This window comes from Chryseobacterium sp. PET-29, from assembly GCF_025736815.1.
In the GTDB taxonomy this organism is placed as follows: Bacteria; Bacteroidota; Bacteroidia; order Flavobacteriales; family Weeksellaceae; genus Chryseobacterium; species Chryseobacterium nepalense.
Genome location: NZ_CP107053.1, coordinates 3,110,973 through 3,134,527 on the forward strand (window position 1 = coordinate 3,110,973; position 23,555 = coordinate 3,134,527).

At 36.0% G+C, this 23,555-nt stretch carries 21 protein-coding genes, 3 tRNA genes and 2 pseudogenes; 3 read left to right on the forward strand and 23 right to left on the reverse strand.

Annotation, left to right across the window (positions count from 1 at the left end; all coding sequences use genetic code 11):
• Positions 1-17: 17 nt before the first annotated feature.
• From ODE14_RS14030 to ODE14_RS14125, 20 genes and pseudogenes are all read right to left on the reverse strand, one after another.
• Complete coding sequence (locus ODE14_RS14030; protein WP_263601874.1) at positions 18-1,430, reverse strand: sensor histidine kinase; 1,413 nt, start codon at positions 1,428-1,430, stop codon at positions 18-20.
• A gap of 3 nt (positions 1,431-1,433) precedes the next feature.
• Positions 1,434-2,141: a response regulator transcription factor gene (locus tag ODE14_RS14035; protein WP_263601875.1), complete on the reverse strand. Its 708-nt coding sequence runs from the start codon at positions 2,139-2,141 to the stop codon at positions 1,434-1,436.
• A gap of 168 nt (positions 2,142-2,309) precedes the next feature.
• Complete coding sequence (locus ODE14_RS14040; protein WP_263601876.1) at positions 2,310-3,128, reverse strand: hypothetical protein; 819 nt, start codon at positions 3,126-3,128, stop codon at positions 2,310-2,312.
• Between the two features lie 79 nt (positions 3,129-3,207).
• A complete protein-coding gene (locus ODE14_RS14045) occupies positions 3,208-5,496 on the reverse strand; it encodes a peptidoglycan-binding domain-containing protein (protein ID WP_263601877.1) in 2,289 nt (762 codons plus the stop codon).
• 12 nt (positions 5,497-5,508) lie between these two features.
• Entirely contained in the window at positions 5,509-6,312 is an 804-nt protein-coding gene (locus tag ODE14_RS14050) for a DUF4280 and LysM peptidoglycan-binding domain-containing protein (protein ID WP_263601878.1), read from the reverse strand.
• Positions 6,313-6,350: 38 nt separating this feature from the next.
• Positions 6,351-7,385: a LysM peptidoglycan-binding domain-containing protein gene (locus tag ODE14_RS14055; protein ID WP_263601879.1), complete on the reverse strand. Its 1,035-nt coding sequence runs from the start codon at positions 7,383-7,385 to the stop codon at positions 6,351-6,353.
• A gap of 56 nt (positions 7,386-7,441) precedes the next feature.
• A pseudogene (locus tag ODE14_RS14060) lies at positions 7,442-7,522 on the reverse strand (phage baseplate assembly protein V); the annotation flags it as partial.
• 444 nt (positions 7,523-7,966) lie between these two features.
• Entirely contained in the window at positions 7,967-9,298 is a 1,332-nt protein-coding gene (locus tag ODE14_RS14065; protein WP_263601880.1) for a hypothetical protein, read from the reverse strand.
• 11 nt (positions 9,299-9,309) lie between these two features.
• Positions 9,310-11,205, reverse strand: coding sequence for a type VI secretion system Vgr family protein (locus tag ODE14_RS14070; protein WP_263601881.1), 1,896 nt, complete (start codon positions 11,203-11,205; stop codon positions 9,310-9,312).
• Between the two features lie 50 nt (positions 11,206-11,255).
• Positions 11,256-11,645 carry a type VI secretion system tube protein TssD gene (gene tssD, locus ODE14_RS14075; RefSeq protein ID WP_263601882.1) on the reverse strand — a complete coding sequence of 130 codons (390 nt, stop codon included), beginning with the start codon at positions 11,643-11,645 and terminating at the stop codon, positions 11,256-11,258.
• 84 nt (positions 11,646-11,729) lie between these two features.
• Positions 11,730-12,116, reverse strand: a complete 387-nt coding sequence (gene tssD / locus ODE14_RS14080) for a type VI secretion system tube protein TssD (protein WP_248389375.1) — start codon at positions 12,114-12,116, stop codon at positions 11,730-11,732.
• 181 nt (positions 12,117-12,297) lie between these two features.
• Entirely contained in the window at positions 12,298-12,684 is a 387-nt protein-coding gene (tssD, locus tag ODE14_RS14085) for a type VI secretion system tube protein TssD (RefSeq protein WP_263601883.1), read from the reverse strand.
• 412 nt (positions 12,685-13,096) lie between these two features.
• A complete protein-coding gene (locus tag ODE14_RS14090; RefSeq protein WP_263603846.1) occupies positions 13,097-14,437 on the reverse strand; it encodes a DUF5458 family protein in 1,341 nt (446 codons plus the stop codon).
• 48 nt (positions 14,438-14,485) lie between these two features.
• Positions 14,486-14,935: a hypothetical protein gene (locus ODE14_RS14095; protein WP_263601884.1), complete on the reverse strand. Its 450-nt coding sequence runs from the start codon at positions 14,933-14,935 to the stop codon at positions 14,486-14,488.
• Between the two features lie 62 nt (positions 14,936-14,997).
• Positions 14,998-16,815: a hypothetical protein gene (locus ODE14_RS14100; protein ID WP_263601885.1), complete on the reverse strand. Its 1,818-nt coding sequence runs from the start codon at positions 16,813-16,815 to the stop codon at positions 14,998-15,000.
• A 17-nt stretch (positions 16,816-16,832) separates the two neighbouring features.
• Positions 16,833-17,261 (reverse strand): GPW/gp25 family protein, encoded by a 429-nt coding sequence (locus ODE14_RS14105; RefSeq protein WP_263601886.1) that lies wholly within the window; start codon positions 17,259-17,261, stop codon positions 16,833-16,835.
• Positions 17,262-17,275: 14 nt separating this feature from the next.
• Positions 17,276-17,974: a hypothetical protein gene (locus ODE14_RS14110; RefSeq protein ID WP_263601887.1), complete on the reverse strand. Its 699-nt coding sequence runs from the start codon at positions 17,972-17,974 to the stop codon at positions 17,276-17,278.
• 24 nt (positions 17,975-17,998) lie between these two features.
• Complete coding sequence (locus ODE14_RS14115; protein WP_263601888.1) at positions 17,999-18,544, reverse strand: hypothetical protein; 546 nt, start codon at positions 18,542-18,544, stop codon at positions 17,999-18,001.
• 30 nt (positions 18,545-18,574) lie between these two features.
• Positions 18,575-19,087, reverse strand: coding sequence for a type VI secretion system transmembrane protein TssO (locus tag ODE14_RS14120; protein ID WP_263601889.1), 513 nt, complete (start codon positions 19,085-19,087; stop codon positions 18,575-18,577).
• 54 nt (positions 19,088-19,141) lie between these two features.
• Entirely contained in the window at positions 19,142-20,116 is a 975-nt protein-coding gene (locus ODE14_RS14125; RefSeq protein WP_263601890.1) for a hypothetical protein, read from the reverse strand.
• Between ODE14_RS14125 and ODE14_RS14130 the strand changes: the two are divergent.
• Positions 20,087-21,211, forward strand: a pseudogene (locus ODE14_RS14130) (peptidase domain-containing ABC transporter); the annotation flags it as partial. The gene ODE14_RS14125 and the pseudogene ODE14_RS14130 sit on opposite strands and share 30 nt — an antisense overlap.
• A 53-nt stretch (positions 21,212-21,264) precedes the next feature.
• The gene (locus tag ODE14_RS14135) at positions 21,265-22,569 is read left to right on the forward strand and encodes an HlyD family secretion protein (protein ID WP_263601891.1); all 1,305 of its coding nucleotides are present in this window, start codon (positions 21,265-21,267) and stop codon (positions 22,567-22,569) included.
• 122 nt (positions 22,570-22,691) lie between these two features.
• On the opposite strand, the gene ODE14_RS14140 is transcribed toward ODE14_RS14135, so the two are convergent.
• From ODE14_RS14140 to ODE14_RS14150, 3 genes are all read right to left on the reverse strand, one after another.
• Positions 22,692-22,775: transfer RNA gene (locus ODE14_RS14140), tRNA-Leu, on the reverse strand.
• Positions 22,776-22,780: 5 nt separating this feature from the next.
• Positions 22,781-22,856, reverse strand: a tRNA-Gly gene (locus ODE14_RS14145).
• Positions 22,857-22,862: 6 nt separating this feature from the next.
• Positions 22,863-22,944, reverse strand: a tRNA-Leu gene (locus tag ODE14_RS14150).
• Between the two features lie 179 nt (positions 22,945-23,123).
• Between ODE14_RS14150 and ODE14_RS14155 the strand changes: the two genes are divergently transcribed.
• On the forward strand, positions 23,124-23,501 hold the full coding sequence (locus ODE14_RS14155; protein ID WP_066438267.1) for a DUF3127 domain-containing protein: 378 nt from the start codon (positions 23,124-23,126) through the stop codon (positions 23,499-23,501).
• Positions 23,502-23,555: the final 54 nt, after the last annotated feature.

A 23,555-nucleotide genomic window follows, 5' to 3' on the forward strand; every position in this document is an offset into this window, starting at 1 on the left:
TTATGATTAGAAGGCTCTCAGCTTTCCCTTTCATTTTCCTGCAAGGTGCTGTAAAAATTCGGGAAGCGCAGCTGTACGGTTGTTCCTTGGTTTTCGTAAGAACTTACAATCAATTCACCATGATGCATTCTGACGATGTTTCTGGCTAAAGGAAGCCCTATTCCGTACCCTTCATAATTCTTTGTATTAGAGGCTCTGAAAAAAGGATCATAGATTTTATTCATCTCTTTCTGCGGAATACCGATTCCGTTATCTTTAACGATAATATAAACATCGTTATCAGTAGCACCCAGAGAAACTTTTACCTGCTGGAAATTCGAATATTTACATCCGTTCTGGATAATATTGGTAACTGCAAGATGAAGCAGCTGTTCGTTCCCCTGAACCTTTAACTTTTTAGGATTATCGGGCAGCATGCTTATATCAAGAAAAATATTGTTTCTTACATCAATTCTCCGTAAAGTTTCGATAACATCCCAGAGCAGCTGATCCATCCGTACTTTATCCATTTTCTGGATCTTACCGTCAAATCCTGTTTGTGCGATCATCAGAAGCGCATTAATTTTTTTATCCAGTTTTTCGGCTTCATCAAGGATGATTCCGAGTGTTTCTTTATACTCAGCATTGGTTCTTGAAATCGAAAGCGCCACATCTGCTTCACCCATGATGGAAGTGAGAGGTGTCCTTAATTCGTGTGAAACATTTCCGATGAGGTGGTTCTGGGTTTCAAAAGACGTTTCGATACGGTTCAGCATATCATTGAATGTTTCCACCAGCTCGTTCAGCTCTTTATTATCCGGTTGCGGCTCCAAGCGAAGATGAAGGTTTTCGGAACTGATTTCCTTTACCTTTCCTGTAATTTTCAGGATCGGTTTAAACAATGTTTTAGATAAATAAAAAGAAAAAATCATGCTGAAAAACAACGAAAGCACAATACAGGTGATCAATGTTCTCTTCAGGAATCCGAGGTAATATACCACATAATGGTTTTTTGCTGAAGCAATCGCAATATAGCTTTTATCATCATGCCGGAAAGTCTGTCCGATATAATAAAATTCTTTGTCATTGTAATTTGCTTCTCCTTTTCTGACGATATTTTTGAAAAAAGAAGACGGAATATGAATTTCCTGTGAAATTTTATTAAAATTAGAATCTGTGGGAACCGCAAAAACATAGTCTCTTTCCATCGGAAGCTCTTCATCATTCAGACCGTTCAGAATATAGTTTTCGGGAAGATCCAGATTATCTTTGCTTTTTTCTACCTGAATAATGGTGGTGGTGCGGATTTTTAAAAGTTCGTAAAATCGCTGATGAGAAAAATTAACAATAGAAAAATACACCAACCCACTGAACAGCAAAATAATAGCTGTAAAAACCAGCATGAGGAGCACCATTGTTTTGGTCTGATTGGTAATAACTTTATTGAACATCCGCTAGGTTTTTTTTAAAACATATCCCATTCCTATAACGGTATGGATGAGTTTATTATCTTCTTGGCTATCCAGTTTTTTTCTTAGATAATTGACGTAAACATCAACAACGTTTGTTCCGAGTTCGTAATTGACTCCCCAAACCGCATCAAGAATTTCTGCTCTGGAAATTACTTTCTCAGGATTATTAAGAAAATAAAGCAGCAGCTTGTATTCTGTTGAGGTAAGTGAAATCTCCTCTCCGTTTCTTGTTACTTTTTTAGTGTAATCATTAAGGATTAGATCCGAAAACTGATAAACATGTTCCTGACCTGCTTCGGGCTCTTCAATTTCAGCGGTATTTCCGTTGGTACTTCGCCTTAAAAGTGATTTTACGCGGGCAACCAATTCAATAAATTTAAATGGTTTTACGAGATAATCATCTCCGCCGCTTTCCAATCCAAGGACAATATTTTCAGATGTTCCGAGTGCCGTTAGAAACAAGATTGGAACATGCTGATTGGTTTTTCTGATCTCTTTGCAGACATCGAGCCCATTCATTTCCGGGAGCATGATATCCAGAATAACGAGATCAAAATCATTGGACTGTACAAGCTGAACGCCGGTTTTCCCATCAAATGCTACAGAAACTTCATACCCGCTTTCCTGAAGTCCTTTTTTGATAAAGGACACCACACTTGTTTCGTCTTCAATGAGAATAATCTTTTTCATGAGCATAAGGAATTATACAAAAATAGAAAAAAGATTGGGAAGTGTGGGATTTTCGAAGTTTGCGGGAAAGTATTATTGATCTCTACAATATCCGTGGCATGTTTTTATGGGAATAGTATTATCACAGAAACACTATATTACTATTATTTTTTGGTATTTTTATATTCTTTATTTGATATACCCTTCCTTTGAAATAATATAATTCCTTATTTTTTTTCTAATATCTTTTGAATCTTTTCTTTTATATAAAGTAATTTTATAATCTTTTGATATGCTAAAATCTTGAATGCTTTCACCATCCATTTTCCCTATTAACAAATTAGAAATTATTTTTTCGTTTTTAATAATGATTAAATAATAACTTTCAATATCTGAAGTATTATCAAATAATATTATTGGTTTAAAATCATTTACCTGCGGTAAGTAAACATATTCTGAGAAATACAATTTATTACCAATAATTTTAAATAGTTCACTGTTTTTATTGTATTCATATTTAGGATAATCTTCATTACACTTTTTTTCATCAGAAGGATAAATACAACTAGCATAAAAATTTTCAAAATCAAATGGTAAAACAGTGGTTTTGTATTTCAAATTATTTCTGCTATAAATGTTCTCTTTTGATATTTTACATGCTTGAAAAATGTCATTATAAGTCAAAATGCTTTTATCAAAACTTAATTCTACTGGATTTTCCGGATCTACAGTTACATTATATAATTTTTTTTTATTGGGAATTAATAATAACCAAGCAATTGTACTTTCAACAATTTGTTTCTCTTTAGGGTTATCAGAAAGGTTATTTTCAAAATAAACATGAATTGAAATACTATCATTCTCAATTTTATCTATATCAATAAAATAATTTTTGTAAATTTTCAAATATAGATTACTTGATTTTATTATTTTTTCAACTATTTCTTGACAAGTTAACTTTTGTGTAACTATATTTTTTTTCTCTTTTTTTGAAATAGATAAGCTCATATCTGAATTTTGTTTACAACTTATAGTATTAGTAAACAATGTTATTAAGAAAATAATTAATATTTTTTTATTTATCATTTTAAAAATTATTAGAAATTCTAGGTATTGTTGTATTAATATCTTTAATGTAATTTTGTTGAACTGTAGTGTCTTTAGAGTGCCATCTTCCTACATTTCCTTTATATCTCAAAATAAATTCTGCGATGTAAGACATCCCTGCCTCTACAGATGGAAAGACTATATACTTTTTAACTCTATCCGTAACTTGATTATTACCTCCTTGTCCACTTTTTCCTTTATTTTCATATCTTTCCCATAGTCCAACAGGAATATATTCAGGATATTTAGTATAAATATCACTGTTCCATCCGTAGCTTGGGGCTTCTCCGAACGCTTCCATCCCAGGAGATCCGCAATTTATGTATTGCCCTGAGGTAAAATGTCCCGTTTCCCATCTGTAAATTTTTTCTATCATTTGAGCCATTTCCTTTCCATAACGGTCATTTATAATCCTTAATGCTACTTCTGCATCTTCAACTGTAAAACCATGATTTTGTTTTTTATAAACTACTGCAGGAGAATTAATTTGTTTCACCTCTCCTCCTCCCATACAGCCGCATGTGTTAGAATTAGTTCTATTCGCGATTCTAACAATACTTTCTCCGTTGACTTGATTAATGTTCGTTACAAAAAAATTATCCGTTAGGTATTGTAATTCAAACTGTCTAACATCATAATGTATCCATGTACTTGCAGTATATTCTCCTCTATATGAAGCAATTCCCGGCTCTAAGGAAAACTTGTTTTTTTCTGACCATCTTACTTGATTTCCTAAATATTTTACAAATATTTTTTGTCTTACTTCTTCAATATCTTTTGGAACTTGAGTTCTTTTTCCATTCTTATTAAAATGAATATCTAATGCTTTTCCCATATGATTAGTCGACCTTCTATTGTGAATAGCATTATCTTCCCAGCATCTATATCCTGAAAAAATACATTTAATAGAATATTTTAAGTTTTTTTCAATTACTGTAGTATAAAACATCGCTGCCCGTAAAGCCCAAATTAAACTTCTATGAACACCTGGATATTCGTAATTTCGTTTAAGTTCAGCAATTTTTGAGTTTTGTCTATCCTCAGAGAATTTACCATTTCCAAATCCATTACACTTTTTGCATTTGCACTTACTATCATCAAAATCGACAATATATTTATTTTGAAACTCATCAATAGCTCTCAAAACATTTCCACACACTTTTCCCGTCTCGGGTACTTTCATATAATCTCGTTGGAACTGCTTTATCATTTTCTCTGTCCTATCAGTAAATTCATCTGTCGGAATATTACCTCCGAACCCGGCGAGACGTATATTAATTTCCCTGATAAGTTCGCTTTTATCTCCTCTTTTTATACAGTGCTTTTCTCCGCAATTTGTAACAGTTGGCTGCTTAGCCTCACTCACCACCACCGGGCTTCTTCCCTCCGGTTTCCGAATGGTTGGCCGCTGGTCTTTTTTTATCGTTCCTTTATTTTCGCTCCAATCCCAAAGTTCCCGAAATTGATCATCAATATTTTCCAAAATCCCTCTTTCCTCTTTTTTAGATTTCGGTTTTTGTTCTGCCGGTGAGCCTTTTGCTTTGGAAACGGAAGATATTGGCGGTTTTTTAGATTGTGGTTTTGAATCCTTTAGAAAAGGATTGTTGATTTCCACATTATCCGAGGCATGTTTTCTATGGGAATAGTATTCTACTGTTATATAAAATTCTAGTTGTTGGGGATCTGTTTCGCCCTGCATGGCTTTTTGCATTAAAGCTTTCGACAGGAGAAATTCAGTAGCAGCAATGCCGTTGTGGTCTACTTTTGTTTTTTGAGTGGCAATGGGCGCATTGCTTTTGTTATGTCCGCCTCCCTTTGCATCATCCTCCCAAAGGGTAAAAACAACTTCTTCATCAAATAGATTCACTGTATAAGCTCTTGCCCGCAATTTCTCCATAAAGCTGAATGTATCGCCTCTGGAATCATCCACATAAAACAGTTCTACTTTACTTATTCGCGGTATTTTGTCCCGCCTTGGCGTGATGATCAATCCTCCTCCCTCAGGTTTATAAAGATAAGCTTCTAAACGGAAAGTATGTCCTAACGCTTTTTCACCAAATGTGAAATCACCGATTCCCTTTTTCTTAATATGCGTGGTACCAAATTTCCCATCGCTCCTTTTTATGAAAAGTTCCCAGGTAACCTGAGAGGGATCTCTTTCCAAAGCCAATGTATCGGGATACCAATCGGCAATATGATAGGTGTATTTTTCTCCCACTATAGGAGATGTGTTTCCTGAAACTGCCGAAACGCCTTTTTTATTCATCATCCTGTTTTTAAATTACCACGCCATTCCATAATTACTCCCAAACTCCTCCTGAAATCCCTGAAAATCCATAATAAGATTGTATACATTCTGTTCTTGAGCATCGGCTTTTGCAACCTGGCTTTTCCCGGGTTCACTTTGCTGACCATGTTCTAGAATGGTAATTTTTCCTCCGGAGGTACACATCAGCTCGGAGATTTCTGTGACGCAGCTTCTGTCCATTACTTTTACATTTTCATAGGTTTTTGTCCATTTCCCTGCCGGTGCATAAACACATGGAAGATACCCTCCGGATGAGGGCTTCAGTTTGCATTGTCCAAAAGGCTGCGCAACAGGATCAAATTGAGTATCGTCTTCGGTTACGGCAAGATAGTCTGGCTGTCCGTGTGCGTCATTCCAATAAAGTTTTTGATGGCTGATTACTTTGAATTTCGGATATTTAAAACCCTGATTGCACTGACACCTTCCTTTCTGTACAACAAAGTATTTTCCGTCGTGCAATTCGGAACGGCCTATGCTGTTTTGGCTTTCTTGCTTTTTTGAGGTTTCTTCTTTTTGCTGTGAGTCCTGTTTTTTATCCTCGGACAGTATCTTATCACTATAGCCGTTTAATATATCGGAAGTTTTTTCATCTTCTTTGAGATATTGTGCATCCTCAGGAATCAAAAGCACCTTTCCGGGAACCAGTTTATAGCCCAATAAGTCTTCCAGAGGACAATGCGTATTGTGAAAACTCCGAAGCGTTTGTGCATCTTTTACAGAAAATCGTTCTGCAACGGATAAAAGGGAATCTCCTTTCTGGATAAGATATTTTTTCATCGGATGTTGTGTTTTTATGATTGATTAAATTTAATAAATTAATTTTTTCTCTGAAGAATTAATTTATGAGTGCTGTATATTTTATCCTTATTTTTCAAAATAATTTTGATTTTTGCTTTTAAAAGCTGCATTGTATGCTTTTCCTTTTCATATTCACAAATTATCTCCCCGGAAACCGGCTCTTCAGAATGTTCGGGAAATTTCCTTCCTCCCAGCAATTCCTGTAAGGTGCAGCCGTCTTTTATATTTCCGCGGAGTATTGTCAGAATATGACCATCTGATTCATCATGGTATTCAGCTTCCATCAAACATGTTACAGGAAATGAATTTTGAATGATGTATAATTTTTCTTCCCAAGATTGGTTTTTATGAAACCATTCCATTTTTGGGAACAGGAACTGATAAAGCAATGTAGAGCGAAATTTTTCAAGCAGGAGTTTTTCATTGTCAAGATAATTCCTGAATTGAGTAATATAAGCCTGAGAAATCTCACCTACAAAAAAATTTTCAGGGTCCTGCAACTTCTTCCTGAATGTTTTTATCATTTTTTTATAATCATAAAATCCGGAAATAGATCCCTGAGCAGGAACAGTAAAAGCGACAGGATAAAGAGCTTTCATACAGGATATTGAAAGCATGCTTATTTTATCTTCGGGAACTTCATTATTTTTTTTAAACTCAGAACTTTTCGTTTTGATTATAAACCCCTTATTTTCAACCTTATGAACATTTATTGAAACGACGTAACTTATTATTAAATCTTCTGTTCCCGGTTTTTCAAAATGCTCACTTACTTTGTAATTGTCTGCATAGAAATTTTTGAACAGATAACGCGAAGGACGTATTTCCCGTTTTGAAACAATACAGTTATTTTCTCTCAGTTCTCTGATCTTTTCAGGCGGAGGAATGAGTATTTTACGCACATTGTCAAGATCATGTCCGATAAGCTCATCAAGGCTGCAGTAGGTATTATGATATCGTTTCAATACTTCGGCAGAGACGCCTGTTTCCCGGGCAACAGATTCTAATGTATCTCCTTTCCTGACGTAATAGTTGAGAATGCTAATCTCCATTATTGATGTTGTTAAATAATTTACTTTAGTCGGAGGTTTCGCTCACGTTAAGACGTTCCCTTCACAAAAGGCTTTTCTACATTTCCGCCCTCAAAATCAACGAGCACTTCCTCGCCGGTTTCGGGAATAAAATGAAAATCTTCGTCATTATATTAAATTAAATCCATGTTAAGAAATTTAAAGTTTAAGAAATTTTGTAATAACTAATACTATTGATGAACTAACAATTAAATACAGATAAGAATTGGAGAAAACCCCAATAAGCTCACCCTTTAATGAAAAACTGGTCCATGAAGAAACTCTATCAACAAAAATATTATAATTGTTAAAAGAGATTATTATAAGATAAGTTATTATAAAAAAGAATACTACTATTTCTTTTTTTATAAGCCTTTTTAGTAATATAAAAATCATCATAAGTATTATAGATGAAAAAAGTGAAGAAATGAAAATATCTCCTTGATATGAACAATCAAAGCAAGAAGATGATCTTTCTTTTGAATATTCATACATTGAAAAGTATGTTGTAAAGTAAGCTAACCCTAATATTAATAGAAAAAAAAATAGTTTTTTAGAATATTTCATATCTTACTATTTTGTTTTGGTTCTTTATTCTTTTCAAATATAAATATTCCACCTTGTAATAATCCTCCCGGAGAGTCTCCTGATTTTGGAGGCAAAAAAGCCCCATCGGAATTCCAAAGCGCTTCATCCCATCCTTTTCTAAACCAATCTTTAGGGTTAAGAGGATTGCTAACATTCTCATCTTCGATTGTTATATATTTAGATTTATATTCTTTTTTACCCCCATCAAGCCAAGTTGGTGTATAATTACTCCTTCTTAAATAAGCAAAAACTTTTGCACCTAAATTTTCACTTAATTTTTGAGCAAGGCTATTTTCAGGTTTTACTAGTTTTATTGATTCAGAATCATATTTATAAGACGGATTTAAAGTTACTACTCTTCCATCACTATTTCCAGTTCTACACGCATAAGAATATATTTCTGGATTACTTGTGAAAGATTCTTTTTTTAGTTTAGTAACATGTTCTACTGTAAAACGTTGATTCTCTTCATTATCTCCATCCAATCCAAAATCTAATATACTCGGTAAACCATGTGAAAAAATTTTAATCGTAGAAATTTTGATTCTGCTTCTATTTACAGTTGCGTCTCCCCTGTTAATATAGTCTACTAATTCAGTAACCGAATTAATTTGTTTCATATATAAATTTACATTCCACTTTTTTGCATCTCTTTTAATAATGCTCAACTGCATATTTGTAAATGCATTCTTAAAAATAACAATATTTGAGTGTTTATGATTTTTATAATTTTCTCTTATTTCTCGTACAGCCTGTGCAGGAAACATTAGTTTGTTACCATATGTTTGAGAATGTTGTTCCGTTCCTACTATAAGTAATACTTCTCCCTGAATAATTTCTGCTTTAGTATGCGCCAAAGGAGTTTGAAAAAAAGCAAAAATTTTAAGCCTCAAGTTATTATTAGATAGCAAAACTTTATGTATAATTTCAGTTTTTTCTTTATTTGAAACATTGCCTAATAGTCTTTTACCATCTTCATTATATTCGGTAGCCCATTTCAAAGCTTTTAACTCCTTCTTTTCTGGAATTCTATTAAATTTCGCCTTATAAGTATACCATTTTTCTTTTTCGATAGAATCAACGAGTCTATCATTTTCATCAAAAGGACCTTCTACTTTAATAACTTTTAAAGCTATTTTTCTTGGTCTATTTACATCATTACTTACCCCTCCTTTCTTACCCGTTTGATAAAATTTTCCACAAGCAATATTTCTAATAAGCTTGCCTTCTTCCAAAATTTCACCAGATGCCTTTCCTCGAATATTCTTGGCAAGAATCAAAATCTGTCCTTTTTTTTGTTCAGCCATAAGTTTGGTATTTATGTGTTATGCACATTTTCTCCGGCAAGGTTATGTACCATTTTTTCACTGTTCTGTATATAATCCTTACCTGCTGCAACATCTATATTTTCCATTGCGTTTTTGTAAATATCATTAGCTTCATAGCTATAGGTTTCGCTTGCTATTTTTGTAATATTAGCTGCGTTTAGGCTATAATCTAATGTTGCATTCTGGAAAATGTTCAAACCCGCCATTTCCACAATGTTCATTCCCACTGTATTATTTTGGTTCATTCCAATATTCGTTGTCATATTTTCTCCAACATTAATGTTCAGGTTTTTTCCTGCCGTAAAGTTCATGTCATTCGGTGCATTCACATTAATATTTCCCTGCCCATCCATCAAATAAGTATTTCCACTCGGGTCTTCTATAAAAACGCTTCCTTCAGCATCATTTAAAATAATCTTGGTTCCGCTTCGGGTATGAATAACTTTTTTATCATTTCCTGGAGTATGATAAGAGCTGATTTCACTACCATTATAATGCGTTCCCATCACGAAAGGCTTTTCCGCATTTCCGCCCTCAAAACCAACGAGCACTTCCTCGCCGGTTTCGGGAATAAAATGAAATCCTTTTCCGGATCCTGAGTGAGGCTGTATCATTCTGATCCATGGGGTCTTCTGGTTTTTGTCTTCCTGCCATGGGAACTGTACGCGAATCCTACCCATCCCCATTGGGTCATTGTTGTCTAAAACTCTCGCAGGCTGTTCACTACTTCTTGGTACAGCGTCCGTATCTATATAAGGCGCGGCATTAAACAAATCCGGGATCCCCACAAATTCATTATAATAATCATCACCACCTTCATGAATATGTTTAATATCTATGATTCGGTAGGTTTCCATCGCTTTTCCGTTGATATCAGCCAGCCTTGCTCTTCCTCCAATTTTCAGTTCCGGATCTCTGCTCTTTCCTTTTACAAGCACCAGATTTTCCCTTCGTTCTTTTTCCCGCAAAATTGCCTCTTCAAGCTCTTTTTCCGAATTCTCACCAATTCCTGTATGACTGAAAAACATTTTCGATTTTTTTTGAAATATCTTTCCGGATGTATTTACAGCGATTGTTTGAAAAATATTCTCCTTGAATTCAGATTTCAGACTGTTGCTGTCTTTTTTCATCTTTGATCCCGTATAAATATCATAGGCCGTATAGCTAAAATCCTGAGCATCTATTTTCAGATCGAATTCAACACTGATAAGATCAACATTTTCGGCAAGGTCAATAAGAGGCTGTGTAGATGTTCCGAAAATTAATTCCTCTCCATTGTAATAGAAAAATTCACCGTACCTTCTGGCAAGTCTTCGGATGAAATTATAATCTGACTCCGCATATTGTACGGTATATGGCAAGGCGTGTTTGGTATTGGGAAGATCAACTTTTATTTTAACTTCCTGAGGATAATCCTCTGCAATCTGCATGATAATTTCTTCCAGTGTCCTATCTTCAAAACTTTGACAATCTTTTCCGCTTTCCAGTAAGATTCCCGGTGAACTGCCCGTAATGATAAGGTTTCCATATCCTCCCCCTTCATCTTTCATATTTTTAATTCCGGTGATAATTCCTGAAAAAGACTGTCTGATTTTCCCGAAACGCCAGTAGGCGATCCCTACATTTTTTCCAAGAAGGCTTTTAGACTTTTCCATGACATATCCTTCAAAGCTATCTAATGCATCATCCGGGACTGTGATAATAAAACGATCATGATCTGCTGTTTTCTGGTGAAGTTCCACCGAATAGCTGTTTCTGGCCAGAAATTCTTTACCGTCAAGGGTAAGCAGGCAATAGGCTATCGGATTGGAAGGATCCTGAAGCCATTCTTTAAAGGAACGTGAGGTACTGAAGACCAAGCTATTATCAAAATCTGTATTTTCCATATTTGTATTTTGGTTGATGGCGTATACTTTACGCACCAGAATTCATTGCTTTAGTCGCGCCACATTTTTTCGTGAATAGCACCATTTATATTAAACTTTTTTGCAATGAGATGCATTTCTATCTGTAATGGTTCTTCGTTGCCGGCATTGAAGTGTTCAGAAAATTCAATGCAGTATGCTTTTTCAAAAACCAATTCCTGTAGTTTGCTCATTGCATCCCGCCGGTAGAAAATGATTTTCCCGTTTTTTACCTGCTGATGATCCAGCATCCAGTTCAAAAGTTCCGGATTGCCTGTACTTTCGATACGGATCATGATTTCACCACCTTTAGGAATTCCTTTTGGCTTTCCTGTACTATCTACTGGCTGTGTAAAACTGTATTGGCATTCGAGAATAGTATATATATTACCGTCGAGTTCTAATTTTGATAAAAATGACATGATTCTTTATTTTCAATGGAAATGTAATTAGCGTATTATTTTTTTGAAAAAACGGATAATATTGTTACCCATTCTGACAAACCATTATACCCATTCATTTTCATAGGCACCACTTCCCATTTCTATTTTCCGGGCGGAGATTGTAAATGACTCGGTGAGCGGGTTTTCTCCAACCGAATCAAATTTTTCTTTATGCTTTACGAGATAAGCTTCTGTGAATTTAAGCTCTTTGAGTGTGGCTTCACTGTCTCTTTTGAAGAATACTATTTTTCCATCTTTTCTTTCGAAAGAATTGGTCATCCATTCAAAAAGTTCCGTAGACCCTGTTCCTTCTACAGTAACATCAACTTTTCCTCCTCTTGTAATGGTAGACGGACGTCCTGTAGCATCAGTTTCCTGGAATAATCCATAATTTACATTCAGTATATTGTACTTTTTTCCGGCTACTTCTAATATTGCTTTAAATGACATAATAATTTTTTTTCGGTTAAGTGTTTTTGTTTGATAAGTAAGCTCTGGTTTTTTAAAAGATCATTGAAGGGAATACCTGTTTAAGGATTCCGCAGGTATTTTCTGATTGAAAATCTCTTTTATAAGAAATACAGAAGCTATATTTTTAGTTTGAAATAATTCATTTTGAATGTAAAGAAGGTTAAACCCATTCATTTACATGTTTGGCATTACCCAATTCAATTTCTTTTGCTGAAAGTACGAAAGCTTCAGTAAGCGGATTCTCTCCTGAGGCATCAAAATTTTCAGTGTATTTCACAATATAAGCTTCCTTGAATTTAAGCTCTTTCAATGTAGCATCACTATCTCTTTTAATGAATTTAACACTACCATCTTTTCTTTCAAAAGAATTGGTCATCCATTCAAAAAGATCAGTTGCACCGGTTCCTTCTACGGTTAAATGGATTTTCCCTCCCCGGGCTACCGAAGATGGCCTCCCCGTTTTGTCGGTTTCCTGTAACATGCCGAATTCTACTGATAAAACATTACGCTTTGTTCCGGCGTATTCTAAAATGGTTTTAAATGACATAATATATTTTAAGTTTAAATGATAATATTACCAATAATGGAATATATTCGTGCGTTCTTCAGCTTGACTTATCGGCGCAAAATACTGTTCAAAAGTAAAATTAATTTTAATAAAACCAAAAAATATTTATAAAATATTGCAGTATTTTTTATTATGTTAATAACAACATGCTTAAAAAGATAAAAATAATTAATAAAATAACATATTTTTATAAATAATCAATTATCCGCATCAATCTGTAAAATATAAAGTGTTTTTAGGATAAAACAATTTTAAATTATCTACAATAGAAAAGCACAGAAGCAAAAATGCTCCTGTGCCAAAAAAACACAAATTACGAAAAAGACAGGAGGAATTGCTCACACCCTTACTTATTCACTCCTGCTGCACCATGTCACGGTGCTATTTCCGTTTATTTTTGCTCATATTCCGTATTCCATTCATTACCATCATCTCCTTTATGACCATCCATCTTAATAAGGAAATTTTTTGCCGGGAAATAAGGCTTCATATGAATATCCAAGTGAATTCGGTCTTTTTGTACCGGATCCTGTTCGAATTTTCTGATTTCGAAGTTTTCTATAAGCTTACCGGGACCTGTAATAGCATCTAAAAAGCGTACAATCTGATTCATGATTTCTTTTCTGGTTACAGCAGTAAAATTCTCAAAAGCCCTCCTGTTAAGAAAATCCATCAGGACTTTAGTTACATAATCAAATACCCTGACTACGGAATAGGTTTGTAACCCAAGATTATCTCCGTTGAAAAGTGTTTTTCCGGAGAATGCCATTACTTTCCCATATTCATTAACCATAGGGATCAATCCCATATTTTCAAGGTTGGCGATTTCACTTTTTTTTAGGTCAAACTTTACTCCATCCACTTCATTAATCCCTCCGAATTTTTTGCCTGCAGTTACCTGCGACATTAATGTTTTATATACCTTTCCGGCCAAAGCTCCTGACGGAGGCACAAATAAATCTTCCTGCTCACTAATTTCTTCAAAACGGCCTCTTCCTACCAGCCAGTTGCAGGTCATTAAAATATTTGAGCGGTAGATTTCACCACCGGTAAGATAAGCCTGATCAAACATTTCCATCACATCATCCGGCTCATCAAGATGTTCAAAATCCGTTATGAGCATCACCTTATTTTCATGAGCAATCTTCGCCCATTTTTCTACAACGATATTGGACCCCAAATATCCCGGAATTACCAGAATACCATAGTTGTTCCTGAGGTCAAGCCTATCATAATTATCAGAAAGCTCCGCATGGATTGTATCAATAAAACGGGTATTGTCTAGGTCCTTCAACTGTTCCAGCGTAGCATTTACTACTGTAATATTTCTTACTTTTTCAGACTCGGTATTTTTATAGAATAAGGCGATTGTTCTATAGTTGGCTTCCAGTTCCCGGGTTGCTTCCACTGCCCTGAAAAGATTTTTTGCCAACAGTTCTTCTGCAGACTTTCTTTGAGCATCACAGTGGGACACCATATCGGCAACAGAATTATTCTTTCCGATTATAATAGTCCAGAGCTCCAATGTCTTTTTAAGTATCTCTCTTTCTTTTTCTTTACTTTTTTCGGTAAGAAAAATTTTTCTTCTCGCTTTACGATCTGGATTTATATTCTGAATATTTTCAATAGAGGTTTCCAGCAAGTCGAATCCTCCGTAGCGTGCCAACTTTTCCAATAGCTTATCCGCAGAAGCATGTCCTGCTATTTTCTGCTCCAGTACGGGAGCTTCCATTGGTTGCAGTTCTTGTTGTTTTTGTGACATCGTTTTGTGTTTTTAAGATTATTTATTTTCTTCAAGTTCTTTGATGAGCAACAGCAGCGTATCGTGCAATGCTTTCTTTGCATCGGGATCTTCAAGGGCCGCTTTCAGGATTTTGTTTGTTTTCAGCTGCTTCACAATTTTCTGGTATTGGTCTTTTTCCGTTTCCAGTACATTGAGAAAATTACTTTGTGCGGTAATTCCTTTGATTCCGAAGTCTCCAAGATTGCTGAATTGCAGAGATTCCATTTGGGTAGCACCTTCTGCATTTTCAAAATCAACTTTAATTTCGGGTTTAAAATGTTCAAAGACTTTTTCTACCGTAGTTAGTCCTTCCACGAGCTCCGGTTTTACCGGGTCTTCTGCTGTAAGTTTCTGTGCGAAAAGGGTTCTGTTTTGAGGGATTTCCACAATCGCTTCATTTGCATCAAATGGTACTTCATTACCACCGATTCCTTTGTTTGATAACATACTATATTGTGTTTAAATTATTCGATATCTTTAATTTTATATTAAGTTGTAATGATTCTCACCTATTTTTCAAATAAGCGGTAAGGATAAATGTTTGCGGATGCATTTTTTAGGTTCAGCAAAAAACTATCGCACAGATATTCCCATTCTTCTTTACGGATATTTTCTTTATTTCGGACAAGAAAGACGTCAATAGTTCTGCTGAAACCTCCTTTCAATGAAACTTCTTTCTGTGTACCTTTCCGAACTTCAACGTCTTTGATAAGCTGCCTGAAATGATTCATTGCAAAAGCCCTGATATCTGCTACTGTAACAATGCGACCCCTTGTCAGTAAAGCATTTCTATATTCTAATATTTTCTCCTGCGGAGAAAGCTTCTTTTTCCCGCCCACTGAAGTACGGATAGCCAAGGCAGAATTTTCAAACAATCCGTTTTCCGGACCTACTGCTGTGAGCCGGGTCATCTGCTTTACATCATTCCCATCCTGTGCAGCGGTAGACCAGTAAGAGATTTTGCACTGTACATCTGTTTCCGGATCTCCCGAAGAAATAATCAGGTAAGGACTGTTGGCCTGAACAAAGTTTTTTTCTTTTGCAAGCTGATGAAGTGATGCCATATTCTGATTAATCTGCCTGAGAATATCATTGACGGAATTGGAACCTATACTTGCAAACGCAGCCGTTTCGTCTTTGATCAGTTCTAATAAATACTGTAGTAATTCCGACGCGCTCCTGCGGTCGAAACGGGAAACACCTCCCCGCCTCAAAAAAGCTATTGGTTCTTCATTTTCAGATTCATAATTTTTAATATCTAATCTTTTTCCATACTCGTCCGACACATCATCAAGTTCCAGAAATTGCTCTGCATCATCGATTGGAATGATATTCAGCCTGCCTTTTATTCTACGGCTGATGTTTTGATTCCTTATATTAATAAAAGGAACACAGTTTAATGCAAAACGAACATTTTGTAAAATCTCAGGAACAATTGCTTCCGAAAATTTAAACTTAAGCCAAAAAATAGCTTGTTCATCTGCTATCCCATTTTCCGGAAAGTGTTTAAAAAACAGTTCCTCTTTTTCCGGTTTCTCAGAAAAAGACAACCTCGCTTTCAGCGTAAAGAAATATGGTTTATAAAACCGGTTGATTTCATTATAAATATATTCCAAGTCGGAATAATTTTTAGTAATAATCTGTTCTGGATTCAGGCTGTCATTTTCTATATTATAACCTTCATTTAAATGATACTCTCTATTTCCAAAAAAAACTTTTACCTGCTTCAGATAATAGTAAAAGATCTCTTTCTGGAAGCTATTACTACTATCAATAAAAAGCACCAAGTCCTCAAGATCTTCCCTCAGATGGGAGTGTATTCCCAGCCATAATTCACCTGAGGAAATATGTTCTTCTGCCTTTCCGATAATTTCATCAGAAAAAAAGTCTTCAATGTGCATCATTACATTATCATAAGCAAGATATTTTACTTTTGCAGCAAACAATTTTGTTTCTATCGAAGGACTGAAATACAAGTCTTTAACAGTACTTTCGGATGGATTGTAAATATTCTGTTTTCGAATTGTAGTTTTAAAACTACTATAGTATGAAATAAAGGTATTGTTTTCCAGAGGGTTCACCTGAAGCAGGGTTCGTGCCGGTACTACACCGGAAACCTGTTCGGGGAACATTACTTCCAAAACCCTTTCTATAATTCTGGAACGGGAATTTTCAAGCTCAGAGCCCAGTTTTTCAAGTTCTGCGGCACAGGCAGATAACAACAAGCTTACAACGGGATCGAAGGAACTTTCCGACTCCAACTCACTGTATCCCCACAACTTTGAAGCCTTTCTTAATATCCTGTCTTTAATTCTTTCCTGATTCATGTATATTTAATTCCGTATTAATATGAAAGTGGTCCCACAAAAAAACAACTACTGAACACAAATGAACGGTCAGTCTCTGCAATGAGCCCTTTAATGGCAAATGACACTCTTTTTTTCATTCTTCTTTTTACTGAATTTCCAAGATTATGGTCACTTACATAAACCTCAACATTTTCAAGTTCCAGCCTTTTCTCATGTTTTATAATTGATTTCTTCAGAGTCTCAGAAATTAATTCTTTGAGGCTGTTGTCGCTCTTCAGGAGATCAAAATCTATTTCCCATATTTCCGAGCCATAGGTTTCATCAAATTTACATTCTCCCAATGCCGTGGTTGCCAGCAGAAAGAGATGTTGCCGCAGTGATGTTTCCAAAGAAATTTTATCGACCTCTTTTTTGCTGGTAAGTCTTTCAAAATCAATTGGTATGTTGTAGTAAATGTCTTTCATTGCCGTGTTAAATTTTACAGATAAATAATTTTTTTAATACTTCCTTTATTATTGTATTCGAAATTCATCGGAACCTGCTTTCTTTTGATAATCCTGAGTTCTACTTTGGGAGTAAGTTTCAGAAATTTTTCACGGTAAAGAATATCTCCGATAAAGCTCTTTCCCTGGTCATTATCTACAACAATAAAATATTTTTCAACATGTTCCGGTTTTATAAAATTGCTGATATCTCCTGCATAAATTACCATCTTACCCCCGCTTCTTTCCAGCTGGTAAAACAGCATGTCGTGAGATAATTTTCTGTATGCTGAAATATCGAATGTTTCAATGCTGTCCTGTTTCGGCTCAAACGGAATATTTTCGTAGAGATAAGACGCTTTATCAAACTTTTTAAATCCGAAGAATGACAACCAACTTTTTTTATTTTTGGTTTTAACAAATCTCAATATATCTCTTGTTACCTGATAAGATCGTATTTCTTCTGTCTTGTCATCGGTCACAATTAGTTTATACGTGGGAACTTCAATTTCATTTCCATTAATCTGCAAAATTATAGTCCCCGCCTCCTGATCGGATATCGTAAGACTAATCGTATATTTCCTGAGTGCAGAATCCGTTCTTATGATTATTTCTTCTTTTCCCTTTTCATTAAAAGGAAAATCAGGATCTTTTGACATTCCTAAATTCAGATTTAATTCAGGCAGCGGACTCATTTTATACGATTTTATTTTACTCTCTTATTTATGGATTTCACCTTTTCTAATATTATATGCTGAAAGGCAATTAATGTAATGGAGAATATCCTGTCTATGTACTTCGTTCAGATATATCTCATAATTTTTTTTATACGTGTAAATTTGTAATTGTGTTATTTCATTTTCTTTAAATTTTTTAAGTTCTTTTTTACTTAACTGTTTTGCGAAAAGCGACTCACAGTTGATCGGAAATTCATTTTTCAGGACAATAACTTCGCCTGTTTTAAAATAAACGTCAACATTTTTATCATTATTAATGCAGATATCTTCTCCAAGCAGCTTCAGATAGAGATATATTTTATTTTTCCTTTTTCCCAGCTGAAATGAAGCGTACATTTGCTCTTCATTATCTATTCTCAGCCTTATTGCCGGAGCACTTGCAAAAAAACGGTGATCCAGCTTTTGCTTAGTCTGGATAATTCCACAATCGAAATGAGCAAATTGTGCAGAATCAAATGGCTTATTCTGAGCATAAAGCTTATGCTCAAAAAAGAATATACCACAAAAAATTATACAGAATCTTAACATTTCGATTATTTATTTAATACAACTCTTTTATCACTGAACCTGATAAAGCTGTCTGCAGACATCAAGATCGGTTTTCATTTTATCATATTCTTCTTTCAGTGCTTTGTTTATTGTGCTTAAACTGTCCATCAGTTCCTGATTGCCTGAAAGCTGTTTGATTTGTTTCTTAGCATCAATCAGGTCTTTGTAGGTCATGATGGTATTGTTGTACATATTCTTGTTTTTCAGGGTATCTTTCGGGAGTTGTTTATACATGTCCGCAAGAATGGAAAGCGCCAACTTTTCATTAAAAAAATCATTCTGTCCCGGCATTCCCATAGAATCTACAGCCACTTTTACTTTTTCCAGCTGAAATGAAAATTTATTCTGTGTTTCCATTTCTTTTTTCATTCGTATGTTTTCAGCTTTGAGAAGGCTGTTTTCTTTAAACGGAAAATAAGTATTGAAAAAAACAGCTACTACAATAAGTGTGGATGTAAGCAGGAAAAACAATATAAAAAACCAATAAGCGGCTCTCCGCTGATTTTTATTTAAAACTTCCATGAATGATATTTAATTTTAGAAATATAATTTTTAGCTTCAGTTATCGTCTTATAATTATTCTGCCAGGAAAGTACGGCTTCTTTTGGCATGGATAATTGTATCCTTTTCATCGGTACTTTCCGATACGAAAATGCTTCCGTCACGTTTTTTCCCGATGTAATCAAGTCTGCTTAAAATGGAGAAAAGATTTTCAAGTGTTTTCATAAAACGGGTAATCTTTACAATCATTCTGTCCATCTGATTATGGTTATAATCAAGATTAATAACATCCGAAAATATGATTTCAAAATCTCCCTGGCTAACGTTGCACCATTCCGCAAAATAATTCAGCAGCTCTTCTTTTCCTGGTCCGGAGCGGGCATCAATAAAGTTTTTAAGAATTCTTGCCAGAATCACAACCGAAAGCAACATGTTGACCGGAGCAGAATGCGGCACCATCCATCTGAAGCGGTTGATTTCAATGCCTAAATAATTTAAAGTTTTATCAGACATAAGCTCCATCATCACCGCCAGGCTGTTTGACTGTTTTTTTGCATATATTTTTTGGGAAATCTGCGTAGAATACAGTTCAATCTGTCCATAAAACCGATCAATTTCAGTATGTAGATCCTGAAGCCTGTGATGTCCGGCAATAGTGACGGAAGGAGGAATATAATTTTCATCAATTTTAGATTCTCCTGCGTTTACCAGAATCTTTCCTATGGTCAGATAATTACTTCCAAAACCTATGTTTCTTTTTAGTTCGTCTTCTGAGATTAAATTAAGTGAATATTCGGGATGAGTATAAGGATATCTTGGCGGATTTTCCTCTGGATCCGGCTCGCCGTAAGGCGTTCTTTTGAATGGATTCACTGAAATACAAGCCAGTAAGACCGCATTTTCATTTTCTTTCAGCTCACGGACTGCTTCGGGATAGGGAATGGATAAAGCGAGGTTTTCGTAATCACCTCCCCCAATTTCTATTCTTGAGCCATTAGGTGTTATGGCGTGGCACTCTTTATCAACGGCATGCAGGAAATTAAAATGCACAATGCCGAAAAACAAAAACGCTGGGACTGGGAGTTTCTCCAGGTAAAGCTTTTTAAAATCCGGATCAAATCTCTATCCCTGGAGCAGTGGCAGTCCGTGGGAGGGAATTTCATCAACCAGATGAAGGATATCCTGGTAAGCTTTCTTTCTGCAAAACTGGTGTTAAGCGGAAATTTAACGCTGGGAATGATGCTCTCCGTGCAGTACATCATCGGACAGCTCAACAGCCCTTTGCTGCAGCTTATCGATTTTATCAAACAATCCCAGGATGCCAAAATTTCACTCGAAAGACTGGGCGAAATTCATGATAAAGACGATGAGGAAAATCCGGACGAGCAATATACCCATGATCTTCCCCAAAAGGATATTGAAGTTGAAAATCTCTCTTTCCGCTATATCGGTTCAGAAGTGCATGTTTTTGAAAATTTAAATTTAAATATTCCTTATCAGAAAACTACCGCCATTGTTGGGGCCAGCGGAAGCGGGAAAACAACCCTGCTCAAGCTCCTGATGAAGTTTTATGAACCCAATGAAGGGGAAATAAGGCTGGGTAACACCAAGCTTAAGAATATTTCTCCCCGTTTCTGGAGGGATCATTGCGGAGTGGTGATGCAGGAGGGCTATATTTTTAATGATACCATTGCCAACAATATTGCGGTGGGTGAAGATTATCCTGATAAGAAAAAACTGCGTAAAGCAGTAGAAATAGCCCATATTAAAGATTTTATCGAAGAACTTCCTTTAAGCTACAACACCAAGATCGGAAATGAAGGCCTGGGAGTAAGCGGCGGACAAAAGCAAAGGCTTTTCATCGCAAGGGCCGTATACAAATCCCCGGAATATATTTTCTTCGATGAAGCCACCTCCGCACTGGACGCCAATAATGAAAAGGTAATTATGGAAAACCTAGAGCAGTTTTTTAAAGGTAAAACGGCCGTGGTAATTGCCCACAGGCTTTCCACTGTAAAACATGCCGATAAAATCATTGTTTTAGACAAAGGAAAAGTGGTGGAAGAAGGAAACCATGCTCAGCTCGTGGCTTTAAAAGGAGAATATTACCGTCTGGTAAAAAATCAATTGGAACTTGGAAATTAATGGACTTTGTTAAAGTTCTCAAGCTTTGACAAAGTTTTACAATACAACATATTTTGGAAACGAAGAAAGACATTTTAGACAATATAGAACTCCGTTCTGAAAGCGTTCAGGATATCCTTACCCAGCCGCCTCACTGGATGATCCGCTGGGGAAACACCATTATTTTTTTAATCCTGGTGATGATTCTCATCATGAGCTATATCATACGCTATCCGGAATTTATTCCCGCCCCTATCGTGGTTACCTCACAGAATCCGCCCGAAAAGCTCGAGGCACGTACCAATTCGAAAATCGAAAAAATATTCATCAAAGACCATCAGCATGTTAAAAAAAATGAAGTCCTGATGGTGATGCAGTCAACGGCCAATTATAAAGACATCCTACAGCTGAAAAAGCTGGTAGACTCTATTACACCGGATCAGCTGGCCCGATTTCCACTCAGCGAAACTTCCCATTTTAAACTCGGGGAACTGCAGGGCGATTACAACAGTTTTGCAAAGGCGTTTCAGGATGAAGCTTTGTTTACAAGGTTACAGCCTTATGCCCCTGAAAATATTGCCGCCAACCAGAGCCTATCCGAATACAGAGTAAGAATCGCAACCCTTAAACAACAGAAAAGCCTCGAACAGGCAAAGTATGAAATCACCAGAAAAAATTACCAGCGCTCACAGGAATTGTTTAACCAGGGGGTTATTGCTGCCGTAGAACTGGAAAATGAGAAAATTAAATTCCTCCAGGCGCAGCAGAACCTGGAAAACATCAATATTTCCTTGTCCCAGATCGAAGAAGGAATCTCTAATGTCAATAAAACAAAAAGCGGAACGGTAATCAATACCGAAAAAGACAAAATTACCTATTCTTCACAGACATTACAGCTTTTTGAGCAGCTCAGGAAATCCCTCAAACAGTGGGAACAAAATTACCTGATCATCTCCAATACCGATGGTGAGGCCAGCTTTCAGCAGTTCTTCGGGGAAAACCAGTTTGTAAAGGCGGGAGACGCAATTTTATCCATCCTCCCGGACAAAAGAGAAAAACTGGTGGGAAGAATGTCTGTTCCTGCAACGAATTCAGGGAAAATCATTACCGGGGAGAAAGTGCTCATCAAGCTCGATAATTACCGATACCAGGAATATGGCATCGTGGAAGGAAAAGTCCAGAACATCTCCCTCTCTCCAGACAAAGAAGGAAACTACTATGTAGATGTAGCACTCCCTAAAGGTCTGAAAACTTCCTACAATAAAACGCTTCCCTTCGATAAAGAATTAAAAGGAAATGCCGAAATCGTAACACAAGACCTCAGGCTCATCGAAAGGTTCTTCTACCAAATCAGAAAATTATTGGGATATCAAAGGTAAATAGGATGTTTGTTTGTAAAGGTTAAGATGACCGGAATATTATTCCGTTAGGTAAGCTTCACTTTCAGGCATAAAAAAAGCTCTCTTAAAAAAGAGAGCTGTATGCTGAATCTTTCAGCTAGTACCCCAGGCGGGACTTGAACCCGCACGCCAAAAGAGGCACAGGATTTTAAGTCCTGCGTGTCTACCAGTTCCACCACCAGGGCAGGCGTGGAGCGAAAAACGGGATTCGAACCCGCGACCCCAACCTTGGCAAGGTTGTGCTCTACCAGCTGAGCTATTTTCGCAAACTGTGCGGATGAAGGGACTCGAACCCCCACGCCTCTCGGCACCAGATCCTAAGTCTGGCGTGGCTACCAATTACACCACATCCGCGTGTTTTTTGTTTTACTGATTTTTAATGATCTTCTCTCGTTTTCAGTGGTGCAAAGATAGGATAAATTCTTTTACCTCCAAACTTTTCAGAAGAAAAAATTAAAATTTTTACATTTTTTATCCCCGACCCCCTTTATTACATTTCATTTTATTACTTTTACATCGTTAATTAATATGATATGGAATTACAAGGAACGGTAAAGAAACTTTTTGATGCTCAGACTTTTGCGAGCGGTTTCCAAAAAAGAGAAATGGTTATTTTAACCCAGGAGCAATATCCACAGCCGATAAACATAGAATTTTTGTCTGATAAGATCAGTTTATTGGATAACCTGAAAGAAGGTGAAAATGTAAAAGTAGGAATCAACATCAGAGGAAGAGAATGGGTTTCTCCGCAGGGCGAAACAAAATACTTCAATTCCATTACAGGATGGAGAGTGGAGAAAGTTTCTGATAATGCTTCAGAACCTACACAGGCAGCTCCTTCACAATCTGCATCTTCAGTTTCCAACGAAAATCCTTTCGCCGGAGACGATGATGATGATTTGCCTTTCTAATAATTAAAAAATACGATTGAAATACAAATCCTGCTTTCTTAAGTGGGATTTTTT

Excerpts from the sequence above, each read along its gene's own strand:
- ODE14_RS14090 (WP_263603846.1), bottom strand. The coding sequence starts at position 14,437 with ATGGAAGCTCCCGTACTGGAGCAGAAAATAGCAGGACATGCTTCTGCG.
- ODE14_RS14065 (WP_263601880.1), bottom strand. The coding sequence starts at position 9,298 with ATGGCTGAACAAAAAAAAGGACAGATTTTGATTCTTGCCAAGAATATT.
- ODE14_RS14050 (WP_263601878.1), bottom strand. The coding sequence starts at position 6,312 with ATGAAAAAATATCTTATCCAGAAAGGAGATTCCCTTTTATCCGTTGCA.
- tssD (WP_248389375.1), bottom strand. The coding sequence starts at position 12,116 with ATGTCATTTAAAGCAATATTAGAAGTAGCCGGAAAAAAGTACAATATA.
- ODE14_RS14155 (WP_066438267.1), top strand. The coding sequence starts at position 23,124 with ATGGAATTACAAGGAACGGTAAAGAAACTTTTTGATGCTCAGACTTTT.
- ODE14_RS14105 (WP_263601886.1), bottom strand. The coding sequence starts at position 17,261 with ATGAAAGACATTTACTACAACATACCAATTGATTTTGAAAGACTTACC.
- ODE14_RS14115 (WP_263601888.1), bottom strand. The coding sequence starts at position 18,544 with ATGTTAAGATTCTGTATAATTTTTTGTGGTATATTCTTTTTTGAGCAT.
- ODE14_RS14070 (WP_263601881.1), bottom strand. The coding sequence starts at position 11,205 with ATGGAAAATACAGATTTTGATAATAGCTTGGTCTTCAGTACCTCACGT.
- ODE14_RS14100 (WP_263601885.1), bottom strand. The coding sequence starts at position 16,815 with ATGAATCAGGAAAGAATTAAAGACAGGATATTAAGAAAGGCTTCAAAG.
- ODE14_RS14045 (WP_263601877.1), bottom strand. The coding sequence starts at position 5,496 with ATGATGAATAAAAAAGGCGTTTCGGCAGTTTCAGGAAACACATCTCCT.
- ODE14_RS14120 (WP_263601889.1), bottom strand. The coding sequence starts at position 19,087 with ATGGAAGTTTTAAATAAAAATCAGCGGAGAGCCGCTTATTGGTTTTTT.
- ODE14_RS14095 (WP_263601884.1), bottom strand. The coding sequence starts at position 14,935 with ATGTTATCAAACAAAGGAATCGGTGGTAATGAAGTACCATTTGATGCA.
- ODE14_RS14030 (WP_263601874.1), bottom strand. The coding sequence starts at position 1,430 with ATGTTCAATAAAGTTATTACCAATCAGACCAAAACAATGGTGCTCCTC.
- tssD (WP_263601882.1), bottom strand. The coding sequence starts at position 11,645 with ATGTCATTTTTATCAAAATTAGAACTCGACGGTAATATATATACTATT.
- ODE14_RS14110 (WP_263601887.1), bottom strand. The coding sequence starts at position 17,974 with ATGAGTCCGCTGCCTGAATTAAATCTGAATTTAGGAATGTCAAAAGAT.
- ODE14_RS14055 (WP_263601879.1), bottom strand. The coding sequence starts at position 7,385 with ATGGAGATTAGCATTCTCAACTATTACGTCAGGAAAGGAGATACATTA.
- tssD (WP_263601883.1), bottom strand. The coding sequence starts at position 12,684 with ATGTCATTTAAAACCATTTTAGAATACGCCGGAACAAAGCGTAATGTT.
- ODE14_RS14035 (WP_263601875.1), bottom strand. The coding sequence starts at position 2,141 with ATGAAAAAGATTATTCTCATTGAAGACGAAACAAGTGTGGTGTCCTTT.
- ODE14_RS14040 (WP_263601876.1), bottom strand. The coding sequence starts at position 3,128 with ATGAGCTTATCTATTTCAAAAAAAGAGAAAAAAAATATAGTTACACAA.